The sequence below is a fragment of the Gordonia desulfuricans NBRC 100010 genome, from assembly GCF_001485495.1.
In the GTDB taxonomy this organism is placed as follows: Bacteria; Actinomycetota; Actinomycetes; order Mycobacteriales; family Mycobacteriaceae; genus Gordonia; species Gordonia desulfuricans.
On the sequence record NZ_BCNF01000056.1, the window covers coordinates 1 to 14,870 of the forward strand.

Sequence of the window (14,870 nt, forward strand, 5' to 3'; positions counted from 1 at the left end):
CCCAGCGCATTCGAGATCAGATGGCGGTGGTGGCTCACCGAGAATGCGACCGCCGACTGGATGGGCGGGCGGGCGTTCTACCGCAACCGATTCGTCAACATCGGTGACCACCACAAGGATTCGGATATCCAGCCCGGTATCGACAACCCGGATCAGCGGATCGAATCCGATATCACCAATCTCGCGAGTTCGAGTCGGGTGCTGGTGTTCAGCTCGGGCGGCTCGTCCACCGGCGGCGTGATCCCGGCGATCGTCACGATCGTCTCGTTCACCAAGATCCTCTGGGACCTCTCGGGTCCGATGACGTTGGGCGGGATCGAGATCCCGCGCATGATGGTGTGGCTGGTCTTCATGTACGTGCTGATCGCGACCGCCGTCGCATTCTGGATCGGCCGCCCGCTGATCCGGCTGAACTTCTGGCGTGAGCGTCTGACCGCCAACTTCCGCTACTCGCTCGTCCGGGTGCGCGACGGCGCCGAGAACGTCGCCTTCTACCGCGGTGAAGACGTCGAACACCGCGGACTGATGGCGCGATTCGGCGCGGTGATCGACAACTATGGCAGATCATCTACCGGACGATGAAGTTCGTGGGCTGGAACTTCAGCGTCACCCAGGTGTCGGTGGTGTTCCCCTACATCGTGCAGGCCCCACGGTTCTTCGAGGGTTCGATCAAACTCGGCGACATGTCCCAGACGGCAGGGGCATTCGGCAATGTCCACGATGCGCTCTCGTTCTTCCGCAACTCCTACGACGACTTCGCCAACCTGCGGGCGTCGATCCTGCGTCTCGACGGACTCGAGGATGCCGACACCAAATCCCGTGCGCTACCCGAGATCGACACGGTCGACCGCGACCGGGCGGTGCAGCTGACCGACGTCGGTATCAGCACACCCGCCGGTGACGACCTCATCCGCGACCTGAACCTCACCCTCGGGCCCGGCGACGCGCTGGTGATCAAGGGGCGGTCCGGGGCGGGCAAGACCACCCTGCTGCGCGGGCTGGCTGGATTGTGGCCCTATGTCGACGGCGAGTTCGCCCGTCCGGCAGGCGATCGCACCCTGTTCCTGTCGCAGATCCCGTACATCCCACTCGGCGACCTCCGCACCGCCGTCGCCTACCCTGCGCTGCCCGACGCCGTCGGCGACGACGCCATCCGGGCGGCCCTGCAGCAGGTGTTCCTGCCGCACCTCGTCGACCGGCTCGACGAGGAGGAGGACTGGTCCAAGGTGCTCTCACCGGGCGAGCAACAGCGCGTGGCATTCGCCCGCGTCCTGTTGACGCGGCCCGACGTGGTCTTCATGGACGAGGCGACCTCGGCGATCGACGAGGGACTCGAGTACTCGCTGTACTCGTTGATCCGCACCGAACTCCCCGAGACGATCCTGGTGTCGGTGAGCCACCGCAGCACAACCGACCGCCACCACACGTCGTTGCTGGAGCTGACCGGCGGGGGCAACTGGGAGCTGCGTCCGGTGCAGGGCTGATCGGCCAGCGGCCGCCGACCGGACACCGGTGGCAGAGGGCGTTCTGACGAGCGAGTTTTACCATCTGATTACCAATTCCGGCGTTCCGGGCGTGCCGCCCTCGAATCGCAGTACGGTGATTCGCATCACACCTGTTTCCGCGATGCGAGGGACCTCAGACATGGCACAGCAGCACGAACGGATCACCTTCCCGCATGCGAGCGGGGCGAAGGTCGCCACGCTGCCCGAGGCGTTCCAGGCCTCGGTACGCATGCACCCGGACAAGGTCGCCCTCCGGACGGTCGGCGGCATCCAGCAGATCACCTGGGCCGAGTACGGCCGACGCGTCGAGTCGATCGCACGCGGTCTGGCCGCACTCGGGGTCGCCCGTGGCGACCGGATCGGCATCATGCTCACCAACCGCCCCGAATTCCACCTCGTCGACACCGCCGCACTGCATCTCGGCGCGGTCCCGTTCTCGATCTACAACACCAGTTCGCCCGACCAGATCGAGTACCTCTTCGGCAACGCCGACAACACGGTCGTGGTCACCGAGCAGGTCTTCCTCCCGGTGCTGGGTGCCGCGTCGACGGGGGTGACCACGACGATCGTCGTCGACGGTCCCGCGACCGGGACGATCACCCTCGACGACGTCGAGAATTCGGGCTCACCGGATTTCGACTACGCAGCGAGCTGGCAGGCCGTCGTGCCCGAAGACCTCGCCACGCTGATCTACACCTCCGGCACCACCGGGCCGCCGAAGGGTGTGGAGATCACGCACCGCAACATCATCGCCGAGCTGACCGCACTCGCCGAGATCGTCGACGTCGGCTTCGACGACCGCGTGATCTCATATCTGCCGGCCGCCCACATCGCCGACCGCGTCTCGTCGCACGCGGCGAACATGGCCCGCGGAATCCAGATCACCACGGTGCCCGACCCGCGGGAGATCGCCGCGGCGCTCCCGGAGGTGCGGCCCACGTTCTTCTTCGGCGTGCCCCGGGTGTGGCAGAAGATCCGCGCCGGGATCGAGGCCAAACTCGCCGAGGAGACCAGCCCGGTCAAGAAGAACCTCGGTGCGTGGGCGATGGCCGCAGGGGCTGCCGCCGCCCACGCCCAGCTGACCGGGACCGGGCAGGGGCCGATCTCCGGCATCCAGCACGGCCTCGCCGACAAACTCGTCCTGCAGAAGGTGCGGGCGGCGATCGGCATGGACCAGCTCACCTTCGCCGGATCGGGGGCGGCCAGCATCCCGTCGGAGGTCCTCGAATTCTTCCTCGGCCTGGGCATCCCCGTCCTCGAGGTGTGGGGGATGTCGGAGACCACCGGCGTCTCCACCATGACCACCCCGGCGAACATGAAGATCGGCACCGTGGGCAAGCCCATCTCGGGGATGGAGGTCAAGATCGCCGATGACGGCGAACTGCTCGTGCGGGGCCCGGTCGTGATGCGCGGCTACCGGAACATGCCGGACAAGACCGCCGAGGACATCGATCCCGACGGGTGGCTGGCCACCGGTGACATCGCCGCGATCGACGAGGAGGGCAACGTCACCATCGTCGACCGCAAGAAGGAACTGATCATCAACGAGTCCGGAAAGAACATGTCGCCCACCAACATCGAGAACGCGATGAAGGCGGCGTCCTCGCTGATCGGTCAGGTCGCCGCGATCGGCGACGGCAAACCCTATGTCTCGGCGCTCGTCGTACTCGATCCCGATGCCGCCGCCGCACGGGCCAAGGCGCTGAACATGCCCGACGCCGACGTCGCCGCGCTCACCCGGCATCCGGCGGTCATCGAGGAAGTGGTCACCGCGGTGCGATCGGGCAATGCGAAACTCTCGCGGGTCGAACAGGTCAAACGGCTCACCATCGTGCCCGAGGCCTGGGATCCCGGGGGAGTGGAACTGACCCCGACGATGAAGCTGCGACGCAAGCCGATCGCCGACAAGTACGCCGAGCAGATCGACCGGCTCTATCGTGCCGAGCCGGATGCCGGGGTGGTCGATCTGCGCTGAGTCGCCACCGCCACGCCCCACAGCACCAGCCACACCGACATCCCGCCGACCTGGATGCGTTGTGCCAGACCGAGTCGGTAGTCCCCGTGCAGATCGTCGGCGGCCAGCATCCACACCGTCGCGACGGCGATCACCACGAGAACCGCCAGACCCCAGTGCCGCAGCAGCGGCCAGACCGGGGTGCGCCATGCGGCGAGTACACCGAGGATCATCGCGCCGAAGATCGCGAACACCGCGACCGTGCTGGTCAGCGCATGGATGTGGTGCAGTTGGGGGAGTAGGCCGCTGGGCTCCTCGGGACAATCGGCGTCGATGTGCGGGATGCATTCGATCGGGGAGAGCGCATCGGTGATGGTCGCGACCCCGAACAGCGCGAGTGCCACGATCGCACCGCGTGCCGCAACTCCGCCGACCGCCGGCCGGGGTACCAGCATGAGTGCGGCCGCGCCGATCGCGCAGATGCTGGTGGTGACGTCGCCGGCGATGTACCACCCGCGGTGCGGGCGATGCGCGGCGTCGAGCTCGCTGAGGAAGCTGCGCAGCGGATCCAGCGGTGAGGCCCACAGGAACTCCAGCACCCAGGACGAGTAGCAGATCCCGGCCAGCGCCACCAGGACTCCGGCGCAGAGGAGACGCACGGTGAACTGTCGGCGATCGGCGGGTGGCACCCGGTCAGACTAGTAGGGTGAATCCTCGCTGGAGGTGACCATGCCCGAGGAGATGTCGCTGCGCCGCGGCCGCGGCCGTCCACCCGGCCCGCCGGTCGATCCGGCACGTCGCCGGGAAGAACTGCTCGATGCCGCCGAGCGGGCCATCCGGGTGTCCGGGCGGCCCGACGTCGGACTTGCCGACATCGCCTCGGCGGCAGGCCTCACCCGGTCGGCGGTCTACGCCGTGTTCTCCGATCGCAGCGCGGTGATGGAGGCCCTCGCCCGCCGGCACGCCGATATCATCCTGCGCCGGCTCGCGGCGATCGTCAACGGTGTCACCGATCCCGCCGAACAGACGCGGGCGGCCATCGACATCCTGGCCCGGTGGTTCGACGACGAGCCGGCCCTCGCACGCGCACTGACCGGCCGGCTCGACCGTCCGGCGGCCACCGACGACGGCCTGATCGTCGGCACCGTCGCCGACATCCTGCGGGACGGCTTCATCCGGCGGGGCGGTGACCCGGCCTCGGCGGAGCCGTGGGCGCATGCTCTCGTCGGGGCGGTCGCCACGACGGTCGGCTGGTGGGCGCAAACCCGAACGATGAGCCGCGAGCAGATCGTCGACCACCTGTTCCTGCTGGTCTGGGCGGGTTTCTCGGGAGTCGGCCGACCCCTTCCTTGACGCTCCCCGACACAAAAGACACACTGTTCTTTATGGGGATCAGGGTGGAGTCGCAGGATGCGGCGAGAATCACCGGGGCACGCAACTGGGCGGCGGTCCGAGCCGAGTTCCCGGTGCAGGTCGACGCGATGGCCCGGGGACTCCACGTGGGCGATCCGCCCGCCGACGCCGTGGTCGCCGACCTGGCCTCGACGCCCGGGGCCTCGTGGAGTTCGCTCATGGCAGCCCTCGACCGCCCCGCGGAACTCGACGAGATCTCCCCGGCGGCAGCGCACCTCGTGCGCACCGCCGCCACACCACCGTCATGGTTCGAGCCCGACCTCGCCCGTGCCGGCGCCGAGGCCTGGTGGCGCTTCGGCTCCCTGCAGTCGAGCACCCTCTATCAATCGCTGATCTACGGCTATCAGGCCCCCGGTTTCATCCGGCCCCTCGTCGCCACCGGCCGACTCGCCGACCGCACCTGGGATCGCGTGCAGTCCACCGCGCGCTGGGTCACCCTCGCCACCGCCCCCGGCCTGATGGAACCGGGCGGCCAGGGCTGGCTGGAAACCCTGCGAATCCGGCTGGTCCACGCCATGGTCCGCCATCACCTGCACGCCGAATGCGACTGGGACGATGCCGCGTGGGGTGTGCCGATCAACCAGACATACGCCCAGCTCACCATCGTCGCCGGATTCCTGGTGCTGCCGATCGAGGTCGCCGGTGACCTCGGTATCCGGTACTCGCGTGCCGATCTGGAGGCGATCACCCACCTGTGGCGCTGGATCGGCTGGGTGATGGGCGTCGACGAGGACCTGCTCCCGCACGGATTCGCCGACGCCCAGCGCATCCACCGCATCTCCCAACGGTTCCGGCTCCGCCCCGAATCGGAGTCCAAGGTGCTGGTCCGGGCGCTGCTCGACGACGGCTACCGTACCGACCTCGGGTTGCCCGGGCCGCTCAACGATGCGGTGCACACGCTCGCCCGGCCGTTCCTGCGCCCGCTGCTGGCCGCGGTCTCCACCCGCTGGGTCGACGGTGAGATCGCCCGTGAGATGGGCCTGCGGTCGACCCCGCTGCACCACGTCGTCGACCTCGCCCGACCGGTGGTCCGATCCCGTGAACTCATTCGGGCACTCGGCCTCCTCGGATCGGAACGTACTGTGGCACAACGGGAACTGCGCCTGGTGGCCAACCGTCTCGGAATCGATCTCGATGCGCGGCCGGGTGTCCCCGCCGATGCCGGCGTCGAGGATCTCGACGCTGTGTCCTGACCGCTGTCACATTCCGGGCGCGGGCGGTGTCTTGTTCTCGACCCACCCCACGGGGGGCGGGCGACAACCGCACAAGGAGCCCTCCATGTTCACCACACACACGTCCCGCGACACGACGCCCCGACAGACCGTCGTCGTCCTCGGCGGTGGCTACGCCGGCGTCACCGCCGCCAACCGACTCGCCGCCGACCGGGGCCTCGACGTCGTCCTGATCAACCCCCGCGATCACTTCGTCGAGCGAATCCGGTTGCACCAGTGGACCGCCGACACCGGCGACCCCCGACACCCCTACGCCTCGGTCCTCGCCGCCGGAGTCCGGCTGATCGTCGACGCCGCCGAGCACATCGACGCCGCCCACCGCCGGGTACGGCTGGCCTCGGGCACGGTCCTGGGCTATGACCTGCTGATCTATGCGGTGGGCAGCGCCGGTGCCACCACCATTCCCGGCGCCGCCGAGCATGCCCTGGCGATCTGTGAATGGGAATCGGCCGGACGCATCCGCGAACGCATCGCGACCCTGCCCGAACGCTCGGCGATCAGCGTGGTCGGCGGCGGGCTCACCGGGGTGGAGACCGCAGCCGAGCTCGCCGGACTCGGCCACCGCATCACCCTGGTCGCCGGCGGCGAGATCACCCCCGGCATCTCGCCGCGGGCCCGGGCGAGCACCCGCGCCACCCTGCGCCGCCTCGGCGTCATCGTCCGCGAGCACACCGTGGTGCACCGGATCGAGGAGACGGGCGTCATGGTGGGCGGTCCCGACGGCGACGCCGAGATCACCGGTGACCTCACCGTCCTCGCCGCCGGGTTCACCGGCCCGGACCTGGCCCGAAACAGTGGACTGAGCTGCGACGACACCGGACGTCTGCGGACCCACGCGAGCCTCGTCAGCGTCGACGACGCCGCCATCGTCGGCACCGGGGACGCGGTGGTCCCCGACGGTGTGCACACGCGGATGAGTTGCCAGGCCGCCAGTCAGCTCGGGCTGCACGCCGCGAAGACCGCGCGTGCGCAACTCGCCGGACGGCCACCGACGCCGGCACATCCGGTCTTCGTCTCGCAGTGCATCAGCCTCGGTCGCGAGGCGGCGACCCTGCAGGTCACCCACCTCGACGACGCCCCGGCGCGTACGGTGGTCACCGGCCGCGCCGCGGTGCTGGTCAAGGAGTACGTCTGCCGCGGCACGGTGTGGGGACTCAAGGGTCTCGCGCGCATGGCCGGTCGACCGAATCCGGCGGCCGTCGCCGAACCGGTGGAGGTCGCAGGGGTATGACCACGGGAGACGCAGAGCCCGACGAGCACCTGCGGGTGTTCATCGAGCATCGGCCGTTGCTGTTCACCATCGCCTACGAGATCCTCGGCGCAGCAACAGAATCCGATGACGTACTGCAGGAGAGCTATCAGCGGTGGGCTGCGGTGGACCTGTCCGGCGTCGACGATCGGCGCGCCTACCTCGCGAAGATCGTCACCCGTCAGGCGCTCAACGCGGCACGCACGGCGATGCGCCGGCGCGAGGACTACATCGGCCCGTGGCTGCCCGAACCGATCCTGCTCGACGAGAACGACCCGGTCGACGACGTGGTCCTCGCCGAGTCGGTGTCGACGGCGATGCTGGTGGTCCTGCAGTCACTGAGTCCGGACGAGCGGGCGGTGTTCGTGCTGCGCGAGGTGTTCGGCTTCGCGCACGACGAGATCGCGGCGATGCTCGGGAAGAGCGCGGCGGCCGTGCGGCAGACGGCGCACCGGGCACGCGGTCACGTGCAGTCGCGGCGGCCGCGGTACACACCCGCCGACGACGAGGCCGCCGCCGAGGTGACCAGGGCGTTCCTGGATGCCGCGTCGTCGGGTGAGATCGACGCGCTGATCGGGGCGCTGGCCCCGGATGTCACGTTCATCGCCGACAGCGACGGCAAGGCGAGCGCGGCCCGGCGCCCGATCCAGGGGGCGCAGCGGGTGGCCAGGGTGCTCCGCGGATTCGTCACGACCGGTGTCCGGCGTGACATGCGGATCGAGCTGCTCAGCATCAACGGGATGCCCGGATTCTCCGTCGAACTGACCGGCGACCCGGGCGGGGTGTTCTGGCTCGACGTCGTCGACGGCCGGATCCAGCACATCTACGCGATGCGCAATCCGGACAAGCTCGGCGGACTCGATACGCCGCGTTCCATCGCACGGAATTGAGTGGACTACTGGGACAGGGGAATTCGGGGAAAGGGCGATTTCGGGGACAGGTGATGTCGGGGGCGTCGAACGACCCGGACGTCTCAGGCCACCCGCCGGTCGGCATCGTGGACGTCGTCGAGCAGGCCGCCCGGGTCGATGACCATGATGACCGGTCCCATCGACTCGGTGGCACGTTCGATGACGGTCGCGATCTGGTCGGGGTCGGACGGGTCGGAGACGACGGCCCACACATGGTCGTGGACGCGGGCATCGACGTAGGCGACCAGGTCACGGGTGCAACGTCCGGTGACCGCGACCGACCGGCCGTTGTGTAGCAGCTGATCGATGATCGCGGTGGAGCGGACGGTGCCGTCGGTGACGACGAGGACGGTATCGGTGGGGGTAGGAGCGATGTGCATGTGACCATCACACCCCCGGCCGCTGGGACGGCGCCGTGACGGTCCTGGCAGTTGGCTGGAGGCCGGTTCAGGCCACCGTCCGGATCAGTCCCGTCTCGTCGTCGACATGCACCGCACCGGCTTTGACCAGGCGTTCGAGATGGAGTTCGGCCGTCCGACGTTCGGTGGCCCGGACCCACGGGGAGGTCACATGGGGACGGTAGACCAGGCGGTGGTCCACGATGTCGTCGAGGGTTCGCGGTTCGGTGAGGAATGCCACCAGGCGTTCCTCCCGCTCGACGATGCGGTGGCGGTAGGCCGCGATCCTCGTCGCGAACTCCTCGCGCCCCTCGACCACGCCCTTGTGATGGAAGGTCGCATACCAGCGGGCCTCGACCGACGCGGCGTGGTCGAGCGAGGCGAGGAAGTCGTCGAGATCCGATCCGCGGTCGCCGTAGAACGGTCCGAACGACGAGAGGTCGATGTCGGCGACGTAGAAGAAACCGTCGGGTTCCACCAGCACCCCGCAGTGACCGGCGGTGTGGCCGGGCAGATGGATGACCTGCGCGCGGCGGCCGCCGAGGTCGAAGACGTGGTCGCCGTCGACCCCGTGCACCCCGTCGCGAGAGGCGGCGAGGTGATACTCGGTGGTCAGAGCGGTGGCGGCGACCGCACGCTCCTCGGGGGTGAAGTCGTACTCGTCGAGCAGCAGCTCCAGGGAGCCGACGATGGGGGCGTCGAGGCGATGGGCATAGGTCTCGCCCGAACAATGCCGCAGACCGGCCATGTGGTCTTCGTGCGCATGCGAGATCATCACGATGTCGGCATCCACCGGATCCCGGTCGAGTGCCAGGGACGGGTCGATCAGCATCGTCGCCTCGGAGCCGGGCACCACCACCGAGTTCCCGTACGGCACCACTCCGCCGTTGTCGGCGAACAGTACCGACACCGACCCGAACGACCGCTCCGTCACCATGGAATGCAATCTGCTCATCCGGGCCGGGGAAGTCAAGCGGCACGCGCCCGATACCCTGACCGACATGCGAGAGGTGGAGGCCGACGACCGGTGCCCGTGCGGAACCGGCGAGGTGTACGGACAGTGCTGCGGGCCGATCCTGGCCGGCGACCGGAAGGCGCCGACGGCCGAGGCATTGATGCGGTCACGGTTCAGCGCCTTCGCGACCGGCGACCGCGACTACGTCGTCGGCAGCTGGCACCCCGACACCCGACCCCGGCGCCTGACCCTCGACGACGAGCTCGACTGGTATCGGCTCGACATCGAATCATCCACGGCCGGTGGTCCTTTCGACACCACCGGCGAGGTGACGTTCACCGCGTACCACCGCAACGGATCGCTGCGGGGCAGCCTGCACGAGCACAGCCGGTTCACCCGCGTCGACGGTGCGTGGGTGTACCTCGACGGCACCCTCGAGTCCTGACCGACGCGTTCGTCGACGTCGGTTCCCGGTCAGGGGGCGTCGTTGCCGTGCCGCAGGATCCACTCGATCAGCGGTGTGGTCTCGCGCCAGTCGACGCGGATGCGCTCGACGAGTTCGGGGGTGTGGATCATCTCGTCGAAGCCGTAGTCGCGCATCGCGGTGAACGTCTTGTGCCGCAGCAGCCCGATCCGGGGGTGGTCTTTCGGGAAGCCGCGCGGTGCGGTCTTGAGCCGATCCCCACCGAACTCCCACCCGGCCGAGGTGAGTGTCTCGGCGATCTCGATCAGCTCGGCTCCGTGGCGCTCGTGCACGATGGCCGATCGGATGGCGGCGAGCCGGTCGGTGGAGACGTCGTAGATCCCGCCGCCGACCCGGACCCCGGGTGCCCCGATCTGCACGTAGTAGCCGGTTGCGGGGGCCACCGCGACATAGGCGCCCTGATGGGTCTTGTACGGTGTCTTGTCTTTCGAGAACCGTACGTCCCGGTAGGGACGGAACAGTTTGGCCGATCCGAACTCGTCGGCGAGATCGTCGGTGAGCGCGGTCATGGGTTCGGCCACCGCGGTGCGATAGGTCTGTATGTGTTCTTCCCAGAACGCCTTGGTGTTCTCGATCTCGAGGTCGTCGTAGAAATCGAGGGCGGCCTCGGGAAACCCCGCGAAACTCATACCGCCCAGCCTAGTCGGCGTCACGCGCGCGGTGCGACCACGCCATGATCGAAGGCGAACACCACCGCGGCGGCACGGTCGCGGACGCCGAGCGCCCGGAAGATCTTGCCCACATGGCTTTTCACCGTCACCACCGAGATCACCAGTTCGGCGGCGATCTCGTCGTTGGTCATCCCGCGCCCGATCAGCTCGAGCACGGTCCGTTCCCGGGCGGTGAGCATCTCCAGTGCCGCGGCACCGCGCGCACGGCCGGGCGCAGGGACGCTGCGATAGGTGTCGAGGACCCGGGCGGTCACCGCCGGATCGAGGACGGCGTCACCGGCGGCCACCACCCGCACCGCACGGATCAGTTCCTCGGCCGGGGAGTCCTTGAGCACGAAGCCGGCCGCACCGGCCCGCAACGCCTCCGACAGCAACTCCTCGTCGTGAAAGGTGGTGAGCACCAGGACCGGCGGGGCGGGATGGTCGGTGGAGTCGCCGGCGCGCAACCGCCGCGTGGCCTCCATGCCGCTGATCCGTTTCATCCGCAGGTCCATCACCACCACGTCGGCCCCGGCCGACCGCAGCGTGTCGGGCACCTCGTCACCGTCGGCACACTCGGCGACGATCTCGAATCCGTCTTTGCGACGCAGGATTCGGCGCAGTCCCGATCGGACCAGTTCCTGATCGTCGACGAGCATCACCCGGATCGGTTCGTCGCTCACGTACCACTCCTCGAGGTCAGATGGGCGGGATCGCGGCGGGTGGGGTGGGCGTCGGCGGCCGGGTCGTCGACGACACCCGCGCCGCGTTCGGGGGCGTCGGTCGATGTCGGCGCGTCGTCGTCGGATTCACCGGTGACCGCGTCCCGCAGTGCGGCGATCCGCGGGCATCCGTGCGTGCCGTCGGTGTCGAACTCGGCCACCACATGCCACATCCCGCCGCTGATGTCGGTGCGGACCCGGCCGTTGAGGTTCTCCACCCGTGCGGCCATCCCGGCCAGGCCGTAGCCGCCGGCCGATCGGCGGGTCCCCGGGCTGACCGGGTTGCGGACCGCCACGACGTACCCGCGTTCAGCGTCGGGCTCGACGACGACGTGTACCGGGTGTCCGGGTGCATGTTTGGCCGCGTTCGAGAGTGACTCCTGCACCACCCGGAACACCGCGAGTTCGGTGGCGCTGCTCAGTGCTGTCAGCGGTGGGCGGTGGCAGAACGACACGGTGGAGCCGGCCCGGCGGAATCCGTCGACGAGTTCGTCGAGGTCACCGAGACCGGGTTGGGCGGTGGTGGGTGCCGATTCGTTGCGGAGCAGGTCGATGGTGGTCCGCACGTCGGTCATCGCCGCCCGGCCCTGTTGTTCGGCATCGCGCAGGGCGTCGAGTGCGTCGGCGATGTCGGCGGGGTCGGCCGGGCCCGCATCCTGCAGGGCACGTCGCGCAGCGGTGACGTTGAGCAGCACGATCGCCAGTGAATGCGCCACCACGTCGTGGACCTCACCGGCGATCGCCGCGCGGTCGAGGGCCACCTGGCGGCCACGCTCGCGTCGTTCCACCTCCAGCAGGTGCAACTGCTTCTGCAACAGGTGACCGACGGCGCCACCGAATCCGACCATCAGGATGAACACCCAGCCCTGCTCGACGACGCCGAGGACGGTGCCGATCACCGCCGCCGCGGTGTAGAGGAGCGTGTAGACCGCGCCGGAGCGCAGCGACGAGACCCCGGCCGACATCGCCGCCCCGAGGACCAGGACCAGTGGGGCGACATCACCATGAGTCGGCACCAGCCAGAAGAACGCCACGGTGCCGATCAGCAGGAGCGGCAACATCCAGACGTGGGGTTTGGTGCAGGCCACCACCGCGCCGATCACGGCCACCAGTGACGACCCGACGGCCAGCGCCACGAACAGCCAGTCGATGCCGGTGACACCGCTGATCACACGCTGGACTGCGGCGAATACGACGAAGAAGAGCAGGCCGCAGTCGGAGATCAGCATGTACACCGGTGGATACTCGTACCCGGCGTGTGTGAACCAGGTGCGGTATCGATCCATCAGCCACCGCATCCGCCGATTCTAACGCCGCACAGGCGTCCCGGTCCTCCACCCAGGGGTGGATTCCGTATCCACCCGCAGAAGGTCGCAGAGTTCCGTCTCCGGCCCGGTGACCTGCGGTGATCCGCTCAATAGCGTGATGGTCAACGCCGGCACACATCGCGGAGAGCCGGTTCTACGAAAAGGAGACCGAGATGTGGTTCGTCCTGATTAGTGTGGGAGTACTACTGGTGATGTGGGCGCTGTTGCGCGATTCGCGCGGCCTCGACTATCGGTCACGTGAGGTCGATGCGGCGATGGCCGAGCGTGAGTTCCGTGCGACGGTGCAGGCCCGACGCCGCCGGCGTGCGGCGGCACAGGCCCGCCGCGCAGCCGAACAAGATGCCCGGCAGCGACGGGCCCAGGAACGTCGGGCGGGCGGGGACCTTCCGCCGGCAGCCGGATACGCACACTAGGGGAGGGGAGAGAAAGATGACCGGAACGACGATGACAGACGCACTGACACACGGGGTCTCCCGGATGGGGACGGTGGTCCGGGCGATCCCGCGGACGGGATCGGCGACCACGGGGTGGCATCTGCGATCGGCCGACGCGTCGTCGGGGATCGCGGGTGGTGACGAGCGTGCCGAGCAACTCGACGACGACGCGTTGGCGCCGGCGCCGATGTCGAAGCGTGTCCGTATCGAATCCCTGTGGAACTCGGTGAAATTCGTGCGGCGGCAGGGTGACGTGCTGTTCGGTGACGCGGCCGGCGGCAGCGATGTGCTCTGCTACGACCTCGCCGGTGGTCCGGGTCCGGTGACGGTGGTGTGCAATCCCGCACACATCACCTCGATCATGACCGCCGACCCGGCGATCGCACCCTCGGCCACCCGGCAGTCGCCACTGCGGCCGATCGTCGGCCCCAACTCGGTGCTGACGTCGATCGGTGAGCGTCATCGCCGGCAGCGGGCCCTGTTGATGCCGCGCTTCCACGGCCGGTCGGTGGCGGCCTACCGGGAGAGCATCGAGCGGGCGACCGCGGCACGGATCGACGCGTGGCCGGTGGGTGAGCCGGTGCGGCTGGCCGATCTGGCGCAGCACCTGACCCTCGACGTGATCATGTCGGCGGTGTTCGGGCTCCCCGACGGTCGGCCCACCACCGAGGCCGAGCGGGCATTGCGCACTGCGCTGATCCGCGCGCTGCACATGTCCACACAACCGGTGGCGACCGCCGCGCAGCTGATGAACGGTTTCAGCGAGAACCCGGTGGGTGTCACCAAACTCGTTCTCCGGCCGGTGGATCGAGCGATCTCAGGGATCCTGGCCGAGCGTCGTGCGGAGTCCGGCCGGCGCGAACGCACCGACATCACCGCACTGCTGCTCGACGCCCGCACCGAGGACGGGCAACCGCTGTCGGACGGCGAGATCCGTGACGAGTTGCTGACCCTGGTGCTCGCCGGTCACGAGACCACGGCGAACACCGTGGCATGGACCTTCGAGCGTCTGACACGCAACCCCGGTGTCTACGACGATGCGCGTGAGGCGGTCGCTGCCGGAGACGACGGCTACGTCGCCGCACTGCTCAACGAGTCCATGCGGAATCGTCCGGTGGTGCCGATGGTTGCCCGGGAGATGCTGCGGCCCTGGAGGTTCGGTACCACCCTGGTGCCGTCGGGGATGACGGTGCTGGTCAGCATCCTGCTCCTGCATCATCGCGACGATCTGTATCCGCGGCCGTTCGCTTTCGATCCGGGACGTTTCCTCGGTGTGCGGCCCGCACCGCACACCCTCCTGCCGTTCGGCGGTGGGAATCGGCGGTGCCTCGGCGCCGCGCTGGCGATGGCGGAGCTGACCACCGTCGTGACCGAGATCCTGCGCCGCGTGGACCTGGAGACCCACGATCGGCCAGCCGAACGCCCGCGACACCGCAACGTCACGATGATCCCGCAGGACGGCGGCCTCGTCCGCGCGCTCGCCGTACGCTGATCGGATCGGCTCGATCATCAACTGACCGTTGGTGGTTGAGCCGATGAGGAGCGTAGCGACGAGGCGTGTCGAAACCTCAGACGGCCGAACTCAGGAGCGTCACCACCTCAGAAACGGTCACCACCGAGCGCGTGCTGCGGAGA

At 68.7% G+C, this 14,870-nt stretch carries 14 protein-coding genes and 1 pseudogene; 9 read left to right on the forward strand and 6 right to left on the reverse strand.

The window, feature by feature from the left end:
* Window positions 1-1,484: pseudogene (locus GD1_RS09910) on the forward strand (ABC transporter ATP-binding protein/permease); the annotation flags it as partial.
* A 160-nt stretch (window positions 1,485-1,644) separates the two neighbouring features.
* On the forward strand, window positions 1,645-3,480 hold the full coding sequence (locus GD1_RS09915) for an AMP-dependent synthetase/ligase (protein WP_059036889.1): 1,836 nt from the start codon (window positions 1,645-1,647) through the stop codon (window positions 3,478-3,480).
* Here the strand turns inward: GD1_RS09915 and GD1_RS09920 are convergent.
* Window positions 3,438-4,148, reverse strand: coding sequence for a DUF998 domain-containing protein (locus GD1_RS09920; protein WP_059036890.1), 711 nt, complete (start codon window positions 4,146-4,148; stop codon window positions 3,438-3,440). The genes GD1_RS09915 and GD1_RS09920 overlap by 43 nt on opposite strands.
* Before the next feature lie 40 nt (window positions 4,149-4,188).
* Between GD1_RS09920 and GD1_RS09925 the strand changes: the two genes are divergently transcribed.
* From GD1_RS09925 to sigJ, 4 genes are all read left to right on the forward strand, one after another.
* Window positions 4,189-4,812, forward strand: coding sequence for a TetR/AcrR family transcriptional regulator (locus GD1_RS09925; protein ID WP_059036898.1), 624 nt, complete (start codon window positions 4,189-4,191; stop codon window positions 4,810-4,812).
* 32 nt (window positions 4,813-4,844) lie between these two features.
* Complete coding sequence (locus tag GD1_RS09930) at window positions 4,845-6,065, forward strand: oxygenase MpaB family protein (protein WP_059036891.1); 1,221 nt, start codon at window positions 4,845-4,847, stop codon at window positions 6,063-6,065.
* An 85-nt stretch (window positions 6,066-6,150) separates the two neighbouring features.
* The gene (locus GD1_RS09935) at window positions 6,151-7,335 is read left to right on the forward strand and encodes an NAD(P)/FAD-dependent oxidoreductase (protein WP_059036892.1); all 1,185 of its coding nucleotides are present in this window, start codon (window positions 6,151-6,153) and stop codon (window positions 7,333-7,335) included.
* Window positions 7,332-8,243: an RNA polymerase sigma factor SigJ gene (gene sigJ / locus GD1_RS09940; protein WP_059036893.1), complete on the forward strand. Its 912-nt coding sequence runs from the start codon at window positions 7,332-7,334 to the stop codon at window positions 8,241-8,243. The genes GD1_RS09935 and sigJ overlap by 4 nt, the downstream gene beginning before the upstream one ends.
* Window positions 8,244-8,326: 83 nt before the next feature.
* Here sigJ and GD1_RS09945 read toward each other — a convergent pair whose 3' ends face one another.
* A complete protein-coding gene (locus GD1_RS09945) occupies window positions 8,327-8,644 on the reverse strand; it encodes a Rossmann-fold NAD(P)-binding domain-containing protein (RefSeq protein WP_059036894.1) in 318 nt (105 codons plus the stop codon).
* Between the two features lie 67 nt (window positions 8,645-8,711).
* Window positions 8,712-9,599, reverse strand: coding sequence for an MBL fold metallo-hydrolase (locus GD1_RS09950; RefSeq protein ID WP_059036895.1), 888 nt, complete (start codon window positions 9,597-9,599; stop codon window positions 8,712-8,714).
* 64 nt (window positions 9,600-9,663) lie between these two features.
* On the opposite strand from GD1_RS09950, the gene GD1_RS09955 reads away from it, so the two are divergent.
* Window positions 9,664-10,062: a YchJ family protein gene (locus GD1_RS09955; RefSeq protein WP_053777868.1), complete on the forward strand. Its 399-nt coding sequence runs from the start codon at window positions 9,664-9,666 to the stop codon at window positions 10,060-10,062.
* Between the two features lie 29 nt (window positions 10,063-10,091).
* On the opposite strand, the gene GD1_RS09960 is transcribed toward GD1_RS09955, so the two are convergent.
* From GD1_RS09960 to GD1_RS09970, 3 genes are read right to left on the reverse strand one after another with little or no spacing between them, the layout of a single operon-like run.
* Window positions 10,092-10,730 (reverse strand): DUF2461 domain-containing protein, encoded by a 639-nt coding sequence (locus GD1_RS09960; protein ID WP_059036896.1) that lies wholly within the window; start codon window positions 10,728-10,730, stop codon window positions 10,092-10,094.
* 20 nt (window positions 10,731-10,750) lie between these two features.
* A complete protein-coding gene (locus GD1_RS09965; RefSeq protein WP_244882637.1) occupies window positions 10,751-11,434 on the reverse strand; it encodes a response regulator transcription factor in 684 nt (227 codons plus the stop codon).
* Window positions 11,431-12,771, reverse strand: coding sequence for a sensor histidine kinase (locus GD1_RS09970; RefSeq protein ID WP_059036897.1), 1,341 nt, complete (start codon window positions 12,769-12,771; stop codon window positions 11,431-11,433). Before GD1_RS09970 ends, GD1_RS09965 begins: the two co-directional genes overlap by 4 nt.
* 182 nt (window positions 12,772-12,953) lie before the next feature.
* Between GD1_RS09970 and GD1_RS24245 the strand changes: the two genes are divergently transcribed.
* Window positions 12,954-13,214 (forward strand): hypothetical protein, encoded by a 261-nt coding sequence (locus tag GD1_RS24245; RefSeq protein WP_157079429.1) that lies wholly within the window; start codon window positions 12,954-12,956, stop codon window positions 13,212-13,214.
* A 64-nt stretch (window positions 13,215-13,278) separates the two neighbouring features.
* Window positions 13,279-14,727, forward strand: coding sequence for a cytochrome P450 (locus GD1_RS09980; protein WP_157079430.1), 1,449 nt, complete (start codon window positions 13,279-13,281; stop codon window positions 14,725-14,727).
* Window positions 14,728-14,870: the final 143 nt, after the last annotated feature.

What these genes read in the sequence shown, in the direction of transcription:
- GD1_RS09915 (WP_059036889.1), top strand. Translation starts at nt 1,645, where the DNA reads ATGGCACAGCAGCACGAACGGATCACCTTCCCGCATGCGAGCGGGGCG.
- GD1_RS09925 (WP_059036898.1), top strand. Translation starts at nt 4,189, where the DNA reads ATGCCCGAGGAGATGTCGCTGCGCCGCGGCCGCGGCCGTCCACCCGGC.
- GD1_RS09930 (WP_059036891.1), top strand. Translation starts at nt 4,845, where the DNA reads ATGGGGATCAGGGTGGAGTCGCAGGATGCGGCGAGAATCACCGGGGCA.
- GD1_RS09935 (WP_059036892.1), top strand. Translation starts at nt 6,151, where the DNA reads ATGTTCACCACACACACGTCCCGCGACACGACGCCCCGACAGACCGTC.
- sigJ (WP_059036893.1), top strand. Translation starts at nt 7,332, where the DNA reads ATGACCACGGGAGACGCAGAGCCCGACGAGCACCTGCGGGTGTTCATC.
- GD1_RS09945 (WP_059036894.1), bottom strand. Translation starts at nt 8,644, where the DNA reads ATGCACATCGCTCCTACCCCCACCGATACCGTCCTCGTCGTCACCGAC.
- GD1_RS09950 (WP_059036895.1), bottom strand. Translation starts at nt 9,599, where the DNA reads ATGGTGACGGAGCGGTCGTTCGGGTCGGTGTCGGTACTGTTCGCCGAC.
- GD1_RS09955 (WP_053777868.1), top strand. Translation starts at nt 9,664, where the DNA reads ATGCGAGAGGTGGAGGCCGACGACCGGTGCCCGTGCGGAACCGGCGAG.
- GD1_RS09960 (WP_059036896.1), bottom strand. Translation starts at nt 10,730, where the DNA reads ATGAGTTTCGCGGGGTTTCCCGAGGCCGCCCTCGATTTCTACGACGAC.
- GD1_RS09970 (WP_059036897.1), bottom strand. Translation starts at nt 12,771, where the DNA reads ATGCGGTGGCTGATGGATCGATACCGCACCTGGTTCACACACGCCGGG.
- GD1_RS24245 (WP_157079429.1), top strand. Translation starts at nt 12,954, where the DNA reads ATGTGGTTCGTCCTGATTAGTGTGGGAGTACTACTGGTGATGTGGGCG.
- GD1_RS09980 (WP_157079430.1), top strand. Translation starts at nt 13,279, where the DNA reads ATGGGGACGGTGGTCCGGGCGATCCCGCGGACGGGATCGGCGACCACG.